The sequence below is a fragment of the Streptomyces viridiviolaceus genome (genome assembly GCF_014650995.1).
GTDB lineage: Bacteria > Actinomycetota > Actinomycetes > Streptomycetales > Streptomycetaceae > Streptomyces > Streptomyces viridiviolaceus.
Genome location: NZ_BMWA01000004.1, coordinates 87,588 through 99,884, shown reverse-complemented (window position 1 = coordinate 99,884; position 12,297 = coordinate 87,588). Strand labels below are relative to the sequence as shown.

The window sequence follows — 12,297 nt, the reverse complement described above, 5'->3', positions numbered from 1 at the left end:
CCGGCTCAGCCGTCCTCAGCCTCCTTCTCCCGCTCCTTCTCCGACAGGTGGATCACGCACACCGTCAGGGCGATCAGCAGCGCCGGGTCCGCGTCGTCCCGGACGACGTCCACGCCGTAGGTGTCCCGGACGGTCAGCCACCGCCGCGAGGCGACGGCCAGCAGCTCACCGTCGTACTCGATGGCGAACTCGCGGTCGAGGATCCGGCCGCTGACGTCCAGCTCGGTTCCGTCGGCCAGCAGCACCCGGTAGTGGTTGCGCAGCAGGGAGAGCCGCTTCCGCCTGATCGTCGCCAGCGGCTCACCGCCCCGCTCGATCACCATGGTGTCCCGCAGGGCGAACATCTTCTGGTGGATGTCGATCAGTACCCGCCCCTGGGCGTCCTTCAGCTCCCAGGTGTCCCGCAGCCGCATCGCCTTGCCGTCGACGAGGTACGCCTTGTTGCCCTCGGCGTCCTCGATCCAGTAGTCGTCGCCGAAGCCCAGGAGCCGGTCGTACACGAGGAATCTCATGACGTGACCGGTTCCCCCGTGCCCGCCCCGAAACGCCGCCGGTAGGCCGACGGGCTGAGCCCGGTCTCGCGTCGCAGCCGCGCCCTGAGGTTCGCGGCGGTCCCCAGCCCACTGCGGGCCGCCACCACGTCCAGCCGCTCCTCCCCCCGCTCGATCAGCCGCCGCGCGAGGGTCACGCGCTCGGCGGTCAGCCAGGCGAGGGGCGTGGTCCCCAGCTGCGCCCGGAACCGCCGGTGCAGCGTCGCCGGGGACACCGCCGCGCGCGCCGCCAGATCCGCCACGGTCAGCGGCTCGCCCAGCCGCTCCTGCGCCCACGCCAGCAGGGGCCCGAGCGACTCGTCCGGCACCTTTGGCACCGGCCGCTCCACGAACTGCCGCTGGCCGCCGTCGCGGTGCGCGGCGAACACCAGCCGCCGGGAGACGGCGTTCGCGATCTCGGCGCCGTGGTCCCGGCGCCAGATGTGCAGCCCGAGGTCCAGTGCCGCCGCGCTGCCCGCGGCGGTGAGGACGTCGCCGTCGTCCACGAACAGCACGTCGGGTTCGAGCAACACGCGCGGGTGCAGCCGGCGGAAGGAGTCCGCCCACAGCCAGTGCGTCGCGGCCCGCCGCCCGTCCAGGAGCCCGGCCTCGGCGAGTGCGAAGCTGCCGGTGCACAGGCTCATCACACGGGCGCCGCGTGCGTGCGTGCGCCGGATCGCGTCCAGCACGGCGGGGCCGCGCGGCACGACGTTGTCCGGCCGGCCAGGCACGACGAGCGTGTCCGCGTCGTCCACGGCGTCCAGTCCCGGCACGTCGGTGAGCGTGAAGAACCCGTGGTTCATCCGCACCCGCGGCGTCGGCGTGCACAGCGTCACCTCGTACAACGGTCCCGGGAGCCCCAGCTCGGGGCGTGGCAGCCCGAACATCTCGGTGGCGCAGCCGACCTCGAACGGGTTGGTGCCCTCGTCGACGATCACGGCGACGCGGTGCGGGCGGACGGGATGAGAGGATCCTTGCGGCATATGCGATTCCTAGCACTCGTACGAGTGGCGCGGCATCCCCGACGATGACCGCATGACCCAGGAACCGATCTCGCTCGCCTCCGCCCTCGCCTCCTTCACGGAGCAGTGGAGCCCCCGTGTCGTCACCGCCGTCAACGACTACGACGTCCGCATCGCCAAGGTCGAGGGCGACCATGTCTGGCACGTGCACGACCACACCGACGAGTTCTTCCTCGTCCTCGACGGCGAGCTCCACATCGCCCTGCGCGAGCCGGCCGGCGAGCGCTCGGTCGTCCTGCCGAAGGGCTCGGTCTTCACGGTCCCGCGCGGCACGGAACACAAGCCGTACGCCCCCGTCCCCACGGCCATCCTGCTGCTCGAACCGACCGGCACCCTCACCGTCGGCGACCGGCACGAGGAGGTGCCGGACCATGTGGACGCGACGACCGGACACGCGCTGGCCCAGGGTGCTTCCTGAGAGGCCCCGTGCCCACCGGCCGCCCGCCGCGCTGCGCTTTTCGGCCGCGGGACCGTGATCCGGTCGGTCACGACCGGATGGCACCCTTGGAACCATGAACGATGCCGCCCCGGCGCCCGCGCCCGCTCCCCGACGTGTCCGTGTCCGTGCCCCCGAGCTGATCGGCAAGGGCGGCTGGCTGAACACCGGAGGCACCGAGCTCACCCTCGCCGACCTGCGGGGCAAGATCGTCGTCGCTGATTTCTGGACCTTCTGCTGCATCAACTGCCTGCACGTCCTCGACGAGCTCCGTGAGCTGGAGGAGAAGCACCGGGACACGGTCGTGATCGTCGGTGTGCACTCGCCGAAGTTCGTGCACGAGGCCGAGCACCAGGCGGTCGTCGACGCCGTCGAGCGCTACGGGGTGGAGCACCCGGTGCTGGACGACCCGGAGCTGGCCACCTGGAAGCAGTATGCGGTGCGGGCCTGGCCGACGCTGGTCGTCATCGACCCGGAGGGGTACGTCGTCGCCCAGCACGCCGGCGAGGGGCACGCGCACGCCATCGAGCGGCTGGTGGAGGAGCTGGAGGCCGAGCACGCGGCGAAGGGCACCCTGCGGCGCGGTGACGGGCCGTACGTGGCGCCGGAGCCGGAGCCGACCAGCCTGCGCTTCCCCGGCAAGGCGCTGCTGCTGCCGTCCGGGAACTTCCTGGTCAGCGACACCACCCGGCATCAGCTGGTGGAGCTGGCCGCGGACGGGGAGAGTGTCGTGCGGCGCATCGGGTCCGGGGCGCGCGGCTTCGTTGACGGCTCCGCGGAGTCCGCAGCCTTCAGCGAGCCGCAGGGTCTCGCCCTCCTAGAGGACGGTTCGGTGGTCGTCGCCGACACGGTCAACCACGCCCTGCGCCGCCTCGACCCGGCCTCGGGCGAGGTCACCACCCTGGCCGGCACCGGCCGTCAGTGGATGCAGGGCGAGCCCGCGTCGGGACCGGCGCGGGAGGTCAGCCTCTCCTCGCCCTGGGACGTGGCGTGGTGGAACGGCAAGGTGTGGATCGCCATGGCCGGCGTGCACCAGCTCTGGGCGTACGACCCCGCTGGGGGCACCTCCCAGGCTTCCGGCACTGGGGGAGGGACCGTCGCCGTCACCGCGGGCACGACCAACGAGGGGCTCGTCGACGGCCCCGGCGGCGAGGCCTGGTTCGCGCAGCCGTCCGGGCTCGCGGCCACGCCCGAGCGGCTCTGGGTCGCCGACTCCGAGACGTCCGCCCTGCGCTGGGTGGACCCCGACGGCGCCGTGCACACGGCCGTCGGCACCGGCCTGTTCGACTTCGGGCACCGGGACGGCGCCGCCGAGCAGGCGCTGCTCCAGCACCCGCTGGGCGTCACCGCGCTGCCCGACGGCTCGGTGGCCGTCAGCGACACCTACAACCACGCCCTGCGCCGCTACGACCCGGCGAGCGGCGAGGTCACCACGCTGGCCACGGACCTGCGCGAACCGAGCGACGCGGTCCTGGCCGGCGACGACATCGTGGTCGTGGAGTCGGCCCGGCACCGGCTGACCCGGCTGCGGCTGCCGGAGGAGGCGGTGCGGGTGGAGGCGGTCGCCCACCGCACCCAGCGGACGGCGACGGAGGTCGCCCCGGGCACGCTGCGGCTGGACGTGATCTTCCATGCGCCCGCGGGCCAGAAACTCGACACCCGCTACGGCCCCTCGACCCGCCTCCTGGTCTCGTCCACCCCGCCGGAGCTGCTGCGCGCCGGCGAGGGCGCGGGGACCGATCTCTCCCGCGACCTCGAACTCGACCCGGCCGTACCGGAGGGCGTCCTGCACGTCTCGGCGATGGCCGCGTCCTGCGACGACGATCCTGCCGGCGAGTACCCCGCCTGCCACGTGCACCAGCAGGACTGGGGCGTGCCCGTCCGCCTCACGGAGGCGGGGGCGGACCGTCTGCCGCTGGTCCTGGCCGGCCTGGACGGCTGACACCCGCGGGTCCGCGGGCGTCAGACGCCGTAGCCGTCGCTGTAACCGTCACGGCGGTGGTGGTGGGTCGCCGGGTCGTCGACGACCGGTGTCGTCGGCGGCACCACCACGCGGCGGCGCCGGGCGATGCTGCTGAAGGTCGCCACTCCGATCAGGCCGACGATCATGAAGATGACGCCGACCAGGTCGAGGTTGACCCCCTGCATGTCCCAGTCGGTCGCGAACGTGAGGATGGCTCCCACGGCGATGAGGATGATGCACCCGCCGAGGCCCATGAGTGTCGCCTCCCTGTAGGTCCGGTCGGTCCGGGCTTTCCGGTCGATCCGGTTCCGATCGGGTACCCCGGGTGTCAACCCCCATGCCGCGGCGGGCCGTTCCAGGTCCTCGTCCGCCGGACGGGCCCTACCCCTGCAGGAACGCCACCAGGGAGTTCGCCAGCAGGTGCGGGTCGTCGGCGCCGCACAACTCCCGGGCGCTGTGCATCGACAGGATGGCCGCGCCGATGTCGACGGTGCGGATGCCGTGCCGGGCCGCGGTGATGGGACCGATCGTCGTGCCGCAGGGCATGGAGTTGTTGGAGACGAAGGTCTGGAAGGGCACGCCCGCCTTCTCGCAGGCGGCGGCGAAGACCGCGCGGCCCGAACCGTCCGTGGCGTAGCGGTTGTTGACGTTGACCTTGAGGAGGGGGCCGCCGTTGACGCGCGGGTGGTGCGTCGGGTCGTGCCGCTCCGCGTAGTTGGGGTGCACGGCGTGCCCGGTGTCCGACGACAGGCACACCGTTCCCGCGAACGCCCTCGCCCGGTCCTCGTACGAGCCGCCCCGCGCGAACACCGAGCGTTCCAGCACGCTGCCGAGCAGCGGTCCGTCCGCGCCGGTGTCCGACTGGGAGCCGGTCTCCTCGTGGTCGAAGGCGGCGAGGACGGGGATGTACGACAGCTCCGTCCCGGTCGCCGCCACCGCCGCGAGCGCGGCCACACCGGCGTGCACGGACAGCAGGTTGTCCATGCGCGGCCCGGCGACCAGATCCCGGTCCCGTCCCAGGTACGCCGGGGGCTCCACGGAGTGGGTCATCAGGTCCCAGCCGGTCACCTCGCCCGGCGTGAGTCCCGCCTCCTCCGTCAGGAAGGCGATCAGGTCGCCGTCGCGCACGGTCTCGCCCAGGCCCCAGACGGGCTGGAGGTGGCGCTGCTTGTCGAGCTTGAGGCCCTCCGCGGACACGTTGCGGTCCATGTGGATGGCGAGCTGGGGAACGCGCAGGAGGGGCCGGTCGACGTTCACCAGGCGCGTCGAGCCGTCGCGCAGGCTCAGGCGGCCGGCGAGGCCCAGGTCGCGGTCGAGCCAGGAGTTCATCAGCGGCCCGCCGTAGATCTCCACGGCGACCTGGCGCCAGCCGTGCGCCCCGCTGTCGGGGCGCGGCTTCACGCGCAGGTTGGGGGAGTCGGTGTGCGCGCCGACGATCCGGAAGGGGGTGTGCGGCGCGGCGCCCTCCGGGACGTACCACGCGATGATCGCGCCGCCGCGCAGGACGTACTTGCCGCCGCTCGTCCCCTCCCAGGCCTCCGTTTCGGCGACCTGCCGGAAGCCGGCCTTCTCCAGCCGGTCGGCGGCGTTCGCCACGGCGTGGTACGGCGTGGGGCTCGCGGCCAGGAAGGACATCAGGTCGTCGGTGTGGCCGCGGTCGAAACGAGGAGGTTCGCTCATGGGGTTCACCTTAACGACGGACGAGGGCCCGCTTCCCGTCAGACGGGAAGCGGGCCCTCGCAGGGGTGTGGGGGGTCTGTGGAGGGACCCCCGGGGCTTTGGCCCCGGTGTCTAGAAGGCCGCCTCGTCCAGCTCCATCAGGTCCAGTTCGACGCCCTGGGCCACCTTGCGGGCCAGGGTGACGCCGGGCAGGACCTCGGCGGCGAAGAACTTCGCGGCGGCGATCTTGCCGGTGTAGAAGGCCTTGTCCTTGGCGGAGGCCGTCGGCAGCTTCTCGGCGGCGACTGCCGCGCCCTTGAGGAGCAGGTAGCCGACGACGACGTCGCCGGAGGCGAGCAGCAGGCGGGTGGTGTTGAGGCCCACCTTGTAGATGTTCTTGACGTCCTGCTCGGTGGCGGCGAGGTCGGTGAGCATCAGGCCGACGATGGCCTCCAGCTCGACGGCGGCCTTGGCGAGGTGCTCGCGGGCGCCGGCCAGCTCGTCGCCGCCGGTCGCGAGGGCCAGGAACTTCTTGATGTCCTCGGCGAGCGAGTTCAGCGCGGCACCCTGGTTGCGGACGATCTTCCGGAAGAAGAAGTCCTGGCCCTGGATCGCCGTGGTGCCCTCGTACAGGGTGTCGATCTTGGAGTCGCGGATGTACTGCTCGATCGGGTACTCCTGCAGGAAGCCGGAGCCGCCGAAGGTCTGCAGCGACTGGGCGAGCTGCTCGTAGGCCTTCTCCGAGCCGTAGCCCTTCACGATCGGCAGGAGCAGGTCGTTGAGGGCGTGCTCGGTGGAGGCGTCCTCGCCGTTCGCCTCCTTGACCTGGATCTCGTCCTGGACGGACGCGGTGTACATGACGAGCGCGCGCATGCCCTCCGCGTACGCCTTCTGCGTCATCAGCGAGCGGCGCACGTCGGGGTGGTGCGTGATGGTGACCTTGGGCGCGGTCTTGTCCATGAAGTTCGCCAGGTCCGGGCCCTGGACGCGCTCCTTGGCGTACTCCAGGGCGTTGAGGTAGCCCGTGGAGAGGGTGGAGATCGCCTTCGTGCCGACCATCATGCGGGCGAACTCGATGATGCGGAACATCTGGCGGATGCCGTCGTGCTTGTCGCCGATCAGCCAGCCCTTGGCGGGGTGCTGGTCGCCGAAGGTCATCTCGCAGGTGTTGGAGGCCTTCAGGCCCATCTTGTGCTCGACGTTGGTGGCGTAGACGCCGTTGCGCTCGCCCAGCTCGCCGGTCTCGAAGTCGAAGAGGTACTTCGGGACGAGGAAGAGGGACAGGCCCTTGGTGCCGGGGCCGGCGCCCTCGGGACGGGCGAGCACGTAGTGGAGGATGTTCTCCGACATGTCGTGCTCACCGGAGGTGATGAACCGCTTCACGCCCTCGATGTGCCAGGAGCCGTCCTCCTGCTGCACGGCCTTGGTGCGGCCGGCGCCCACGTCCGAGCCGGCGTCCGGCTCGGTGAGGACCATGGTGGAGCCCCACTGCTTCTCGACGGCGATCTTCGCGATGTGCTTCTGCACCTCGTTGCCCTCGTCGAAGAGGATGCCCGCGAAGGCCGGGCCGGAGGAGTACATCCACACGGCCGGGTTGGCGCCGAGGATCAGCTCCGCGTAGGCCCAGATCAGGGAGCGGGGAGAGGTGGTGCCGCCGATCTCCTCGGGCAGGCCGAGGCGCCAGTACTCGGAGTCCATGAAGGCCTGGTAGCTCTTCTTGAAGGAGGCGGGGACCGGCGCGGTGTTGGTCTCCGGGTCGAAGACCGGGGGGTTGCGGTCGGCGTCGGCGAAGGATTCGGCCAGCTCGTTCTCGGAGAGGCGGGTCAGCTCCTCGAGGATGCTCTTGGCGGTGTCGACGTCCATCTCCGCGAACGGGCCGGTGCCGTACAGCTTGTCGCGGCCGAGCACCTCGAAGAGGTTGAACTCGATGTCCCGGAGATTCGACTTGTAGTGCCCCATGGCGACGGCTCCGTTGAGAGATCGGCGAGGCACTGGCTCCTCGCACCTGTTACGCGTACCAACTAGTAGCTAAGATGATGCTACCCGTCGGTAATAAGAAGCAACCCCGAGCCGGTCATCTGTGACTCGTTACTCTTTGCGGCATGTACGGCTACGACCAGACCGCGGGTCCCCAGCAGCAGCAGTACGCCCCGCCCCAGCAGCCGATGTCCGGCGGATACGGGCAGCAGCCGCCGCTGTACCCCGAGCCGTCCCCGCCCTCGCTCGCGGACGCGGTCCGTGCCTTCACGACCGGGCAGATGTCCGCCGAGGACTTCCAGCAGGTCTTCGCGACCTCGAAGGTCTACTGCCCGCGCGGCGACAACCCCGGCTTCCTCGCCCTGCACAACACCCAGCAGCCGGTGATCCCGATGTTCACCTCGCTCAAGGAGCTGCGCCGGTACGCGGGCAAGGAGTCCAAGTACTTCGTGATCACCGGCGCCGAGGTGATCGACCTGCTGCCGACCGGCTACGGCTTCGTGCTGGACATGGAGGGCGAGCACCGGATGGTGTTCGACGCGAAGGCCGTCGAGCAGATGGTCGATTTCGCGATGCGCCGCATGTACGGCTAGACGCGCTTGCCTCGCAGACGGCCGGCCGATGCCGGCGAACCCGTGAGCCCGGAGGGAATGCCTTCCGGGCTTTCTCCGTTAGGGGTGGCAAGAAGTTCAACGCTCAACTAAAGTGGGCGTACCCGAGGAGGTACATCGACGGGACCTTCGACCACCAGGACAGCCACGGCGGTGGCGGTACCATCACCAACGGCGACACCCAGTGGATGACCGCCGGCAGCGGCCTGCTGCACATCGAGGCGCCGCCGGAGTCGCTGGTGATGTCCGGCGGCCTCTTCCACGGCCTCCAGCTGTGGGTGAACCTCCCGGCCAAGGACAAGATGATGGCCCCGAAGTACCAGGACATCCGCGGCGGCAGCGTCCAGCTGCTCACCTCCCCCGACGGGGGCGCGCTGATCCGCGTCATCGCCGGTGAGCTGGACGGCCACCAGGGCCCCGGCAGCACGCACACGCCGATCACGATGATCCACGCGACGCTCGCGCCGGGCGCCGAGGTCACCCTGCCCTGGCGGGAGGACTTCAACGGCCTCGCGTACGTGCTGGCCGGGCGCGGCTCGGTGGGCGCCGAGCGCCGTCCGATCCGTCTCGGGCAGGCCGCCGTCTTCGGCGCGGGTTCCTCGCTGACCGTCCGCGCGGACGAGACGCAGGAGTCCCGGACCCCGGACCTGGAGGTCGTCCTGCTCGGCGGCCGCCCGATCCGTGAGCCCATGGCCCACTACGGCCCGTTCGTCATGAACACCAAGGACGAGCTGATGCAGGCCTTCGAGGACTTCCAGAAGGGCCGTCTGGGCACCGTTCCGGCGGTGCACGGCATGTCGGCCGAGGGCCCGGACGCCTGACGGTCCCCCAGGGACCGGTCACCCGCCCGGAGCCGCCGAGCTGACGGCGCATCACCCGGGCGGGCCGTCCGCGCAGGACAGCCCGCCCGGCGCGTGATCGGCTGGAGCCGTGCAGCTGCTTCCCGGTCCGGTACGCCGTCTCGGCGCCTGGTGCGTCGTCGTCCTCCTCGTCACCGGCGTCGTCTACGTCGGGATCCGGCTCTGCGTGGAGCTGCGCACCGCGGTGACGCCGGTGCTGCTCGCGCTGCTCGGCACGGCCCTGCTGGGCCCGCTGCACCGGCGGCTGGTGCGGGTCGGCGTGCAGCGGTCGCTGGCCGCCGGACTGACCTGCGTCGCCGTCGTGGCCGTGGTCGGCGGCGCCGTGTACATCGTGGTCGCCGCCCTCATCGAGAGCGGTGACCAGATCATCGCCTCGCTCAGGCGGGCGGCGCAGGACATCGCCGAACACTTCGGGGCGGCCGGCACCTCACTGCACGACCTCGCCTCCAACGCGCGCGAGCTGCTCGGCAAGTTCGGCGGGACCGCCGCCTCGGGCGTCATCAGCGGGGTCAGCGTGGTCGGCGAGACCATGGCCCTGGCCGTCCTCGCCCTGCTGCTGGTCTTCTTCTTCCTGCGCGACTCCGACCGGGCCGCCGCCGCCCTGCGCGGGATCACCCCCCGCGACAGCGCCGACACCGTCGAGGCGATCGCGCGGCGGGCCTACGGTGCCGTCGAGGGTTTCATGCGCGGCACCACCCTGATCGCCCTCATCGACGCCCTGTGCATCACCATCGGACTGCTCGTGCTCCGCGTGCCCGGTGCCGTCGGGCTCGGCGCGCTGGTCTTCGTCGGCGCCTACATCCCCTACCTGGGCGCCTTCATCTCCGGCGCCGTGGCCGTGCTGGTCGCGCTCGCCGACCGCGGGTTCGCCATCGCGCTGTGGGCGCTGGGTGTGGTCCTGGCCGTGCAGGTGCTGGAGGGGCATGTGCTGCAGCCCATGATCCAGAGCCGTACGGTGCACATGCACCCCGTGGCCGTGCTGCTGGCGATCACCGCGGGGGCCTCGGTCGCCGGGATCCTCGGCATGCTGCTCGCGGTGCCGCTCACCGCCGCCGGTTTCGGCGTCTTCCACGAGCTCCAGGCGCGTTACGGCTCCTCGGAAGGGGCCACCGCGACCCCCGCACCCGAGCCGCCGGACTCGTAGAACTCGAACCAGATGCTCTTGCCCTCGCCGCGCGGGGCGACCCCCCAGGCGTCCGCGAGCAGCTCGATCAGCATCAGGCCACGCCCGGAGGACGCCATCTCGCCCGGCCGGCGCTTGTGCGGCAGGTCCTCGCCGGTGTCGGTGACCTCGACGCGGATCCGCCGCTCGCCGGGCTCCCCGGTGACGTCGGTGACCAGCAGGGCGTCCGTGTCGGTGTGGACCAGGACGTTCGTCAGCACCTCGGAGAGGAGGAGCACCGCCGAGTCCCTCTGGTCCTCGTCGGGCCAGTCGTGCAGCAGCCCGCGCAGTTGCTGCCGGGCCTCGGAGATGCGCTCCGGTTCGGCCTGCGCGACCGTCATCATCGTGCGGCGCCCCGGCGGCCGGGCACCGACGTAGTCCCCGCTCTCCCGGCGCAGCAGCAGGAGCGCGATGTCGTCCTCGCGGCGGTCGGGGAGCGGCCCGGTCGTGTGGTGGGAGGACGGTCCGAGAACGGCCTGGACCAGCGCGTCCGCCAGCTCGTCCATGCTGTCCCAGCGGTCCTCCAGCACAGTGCGCAGCCGCCCCCAGCCGGTCCGCAGGTCGTGGCCGCCGGTCTCGACCAGGCCGTCCGTGCAGAGCATCAGCGTCTCGCCGGGCTCCAGGGCGTGCCGGGTCGTCGGGTAGTCGGAGTCCGGGTCGATGCCGAGGGGCAGCCCGCCCGCCGTGGCGCGGATCAGCGCCGTGCCGTCCGCCATGCGGACGACCGGGTCCAGGTGCCCGGCCCGGGCGCTCTCCACGGTGCCGGTCGCCGAGTCCACCTCGGCGTAGTAGCAGGTCGCGAAGCGCACGTCGCCGGGGTCCCCGTCACAGTCCGCCTGGGTGAGGCCGTGGAAGAAGTGGGAGGCACGGGAGAGCACGGCGTCGGGGCGGTGACCCTCGGCGGCGTACGCGCGCAGGGCGATGCGCAACTGCCCCATCAGCCCGGCCGCCCGTACGTCGTGTCCCTGGACGTCCCCGATGACCAGGGCGAAGCGCCCACGGGGCAGCGGGATCACGTCGTACCAGTCGCCGCCGACCTGGAGCCCGCCACCGGTGGGCACATAGCGGGCCGCGATGTCCATGCCCGGGATGTCGGGGCCCACCACGGGCAGCATGGAGCGCTGCAGCCCGTCGGTCAGCTCCCGCTGGGTCTCGGCCGCGCCCGCCCGGCTCAGCGCCTGCGCCAGCATCCGCGCCACGGTGGTCAGCACCGACCGCTCGTCCGGGGTGAACGCGACCGGATAGGCGAAGGCCGCCATCCAGGCCCCCATGGTGCGGCCCGCCGCGGTCAGCGGCAGATAGGCCCAGGAGCGCCGTCCGAAGCGCTCGGCGAGCGGCCAGGTGACCGGGTAGCGGGAGCGGTACTCCTCGGGCGAGGAGAGGTACACGGCACGGCCCGTGCGGACCACCTCGGTGGCCGGGTAGTCGGTGTTCAGCGGCATCCCCGAGAACGGCCCCTCCTCGTCCTTGCGCTGGCCGTGATGACCGATGATCGTCAGCCGGTCGCCCTCCACGCCGAACACCGCGAGCCCGTCCGGCGAGAAGCCCGGCATCGACAGGCCCGCCGCGACCCGCAGCACCTCCTGCGTCGACCGCGCCTCGGCCAGCGCCCGGCCCGCGTCCAGCAGGAAGGCCTCCCGCGAGCGGCGCCACTCGCCGGTGACCGCGCTGCGTCCGGCGGGCGTCCCCGGCGTCGGCTCGGCGACCTCCTGCAGGGTGCCGATCAGCTCGTACGCCCTGCGCTCGGGATCGAAGGACGGCTTGGAGCGGCTGCGGACGACCCGGACCACCCGGCCCCGCCCGTCCATGATCCGGATCCGTACCTCGGCGAGCGTGCCCTCGGTGACGGCGAGCTGAACCACACCGGTGATCTCGTTCCAGTCCTCGGGATGCAGCCGGGACCGTACCTGGGCCTCGGTGAGCCGGGTCTCCCGGGCGGGGAGCCCGAGCAGCCGTGCCGCCTCCGCGTCGACCTCGACCTCTCCGGCGGCGGTGTTCCAGTGCCACAGGCCGGTCGCCAGAGCGGCGAGGATGTCCCCCACCTCGGGCAGGGGCTCACCAGTGCGCATTGCCCCAC

The 12,297-nt window shown here is 71.8% G+C and carries 10 protein-coding genes and 1 pseudogene; 5 read left to right on the top strand and 6 right to left on the bottom strand.

Annotated features, from left to right (window positions below; translation table 11 throughout):
- Positions 1–5: 5 nt before the first annotated feature.
- On the bottom strand, positions 6–512 hold the full coding sequence (locus tag IE260_RS06405) for an LURP-one-related/scramblase family protein (protein WP_189869492.1): 507 nt from the start codon (positions 510–512) through the stop codon (positions 6–8).
- Positions 509–1,513, bottom strand: coding sequence for a GlxA family transcriptional regulator (locus IE260_RS06400; RefSeq protein WP_189869491.1), 1,005 nt, complete (start codon positions 1,511–1,513; stop codon positions 509–511). The genes IE260_RS06405 and IE260_RS06400 overlap by 4 nt, the downstream gene beginning before the upstream one ends.
- A 52-nt stretch (positions 1,514–1,565) precedes the next feature.
- Between IE260_RS06400 and IE260_RS06395 the strand changes: the two genes are divergently transcribed.
- The gene (locus IE260_RS06395; protein WP_189869490.1) at positions 1,566–1,970 is read left to right on the top strand and encodes a cupin domain-containing protein; all 405 of its coding nucleotides are present in this window, start codon (positions 1,566–1,568) and stop codon (positions 1,968–1,970) included.
- 94 nt (positions 1,971–2,064) lie between these two features.
- Positions 2,065–3,930, top strand: coding sequence for an NHL domain-containing thioredoxin family protein (locus tag IE260_RS06390; RefSeq protein ID WP_189869489.1), 1,866 nt, complete (start codon positions 2,065–2,067; stop codon positions 3,928–3,930).
- 20 nt (positions 3,931–3,950) lie between these two features.
- Here the strand turns inward: IE260_RS06390 and IE260_RS06385 are convergent, their stop codons facing one another.
- The 3 genes from IE260_RS06385 to IE260_RS06375 all read right to left on the bottom strand — a co-directional run bounded on the left by IE260_RS06385 (position 3,951) and on the right by IE260_RS06375 (position 7,569).
- Positions 3,951–4,205 carry a DUF6458 family protein gene (locus IE260_RS06385; protein WP_189869488.1) on the bottom strand — a complete coding sequence of 85 codons (255 nt, stop codon included), beginning with the start codon at positions 4,203–4,205 and terminating at the stop codon, positions 3,951–3,953.
- 127 nt (positions 4,206–4,332) lie between these two features.
- On the bottom strand, positions 4,333–5,631 hold the full coding sequence (locus IE260_RS06380; RefSeq protein ID WP_189869487.1) for a M18 family aminopeptidase: 1,299 nt from the start codon (positions 5,629–5,631) through the stop codon (positions 4,333–4,335).
- 111 nt (positions 5,632–5,742) lie between these two features.
- Positions 5,743–7,569: an acyl-CoA dehydrogenase gene (locus IE260_RS06375; RefSeq protein WP_189869486.1), complete on the bottom strand. Its 1,827-nt coding sequence runs from the start codon at positions 7,567–7,569 to the stop codon at positions 5,743–5,745.
- A gap of 143 nt (positions 7,570–7,712) precedes the next feature.
- On the opposite strand from IE260_RS06375, the gene IE260_RS06370 reads away from it, so the two are divergent.
- The 3 genes and pseudogenes from IE260_RS06370 (at position 7,713) to IE260_RS06360 (ending at position 10,202) form a co-directional block, all read left to right on the top strand.
- Entirely contained in the window at positions 7,713–8,180 is a 468-nt protein-coding gene (locus IE260_RS06370; RefSeq protein WP_188184587.1) for an SseB family protein, read from the top strand.
- A 134-nt stretch (positions 8,181–8,314) separates the two neighbouring features.
- Positions 8,315–9,019 (top strand): annotated as a pseudogene (locus IE260_RS06365) (pirin family protein); the annotation flags it as partial.
- A 109-nt stretch (positions 9,020–9,128) separates the two neighbouring features.
- On the top strand, positions 9,129–10,202 hold the full coding sequence (locus IE260_RS06360) for an AI-2E family transporter (protein WP_189869485.1): 1,074 nt from the start codon (positions 9,129–9,131) through the stop codon (positions 10,200–10,202).
- On the opposite strand, the gene IE260_RS06355 is transcribed toward IE260_RS06360, so the two are convergent.
- Positions 10,145–12,289, bottom strand: a complete 2,145-nt coding sequence (locus IE260_RS06355) for an ATP-binding SpoIIE family protein phosphatase (RefSeq protein ID WP_189869484.1) — start codon at positions 12,287–12,289, stop codon at positions 10,145–10,147. The two genes, IE260_RS06360 and IE260_RS06355, sit on opposite strands and share 58 nt — an antisense overlap.
- Positions 12,290–12,297: the final 8 nt, after the last annotated feature.

Excerpts from the sequence above, each read along its gene's own strand:
- IE260_RS06405 (WP_189869492.1), bottom strand. The coding sequence starts at position 512 with ATGAGATTCCTCGTGTACGACCGGCTCCTGGGCTTCGGCGACGACTAC.
- IE260_RS06400 (WP_189869491.1), bottom strand. The coding sequence starts at position 1,513 with ATGCCGCAAGGATCCTCTCATCCCGTCCGCCCGCACCGCGTCGCCGTG.
- IE260_RS06395 (WP_189869490.1), top strand. The coding sequence starts at position 1,566 with ATGACCCAGGAACCGATCTCGCTCGCCTCCGCCCTCGCCTCCTTCACG.
- IE260_RS06390 (WP_189869489.1), top strand. The coding sequence starts at position 2,065 with ATGAACGATGCCGCCCCGGCGCCCGCGCCCGCTCCCCGACGTGTCCGT.
- IE260_RS06385 (WP_189869488.1), bottom strand. The coding sequence starts at position 4,205 with ATGGGCCTCGGCGGGTGCATCATCCTCATCGCCGTGGGAGCCATCCTC.
- IE260_RS06380 (WP_189869487.1), bottom strand. The coding sequence starts at position 5,631 with ATGAGCGAACCTCCTCGTTTCGACCGCGGCCACACCGACGACCTGATG.
- IE260_RS06375 (WP_189869486.1), bottom strand. The coding sequence starts at position 7,569 with ATGGGGCACTACAAGTCGAATCTCCGGGACATCGAGTTCAACCTCTTC.
- IE260_RS06370 (WP_188184587.1), top strand. The coding sequence starts at position 7,713 with ATGTACGGCTACGACCAGACCGCGGGTCCCCAGCAGCAGCAGTACGCC.
- IE260_RS06355 (WP_189869484.1), bottom strand. The coding sequence starts at position 12,289 with ATGCGCACTGGTGAGCCCCTGCCCGAGGTGGGGGACATCCTCGCCGCT.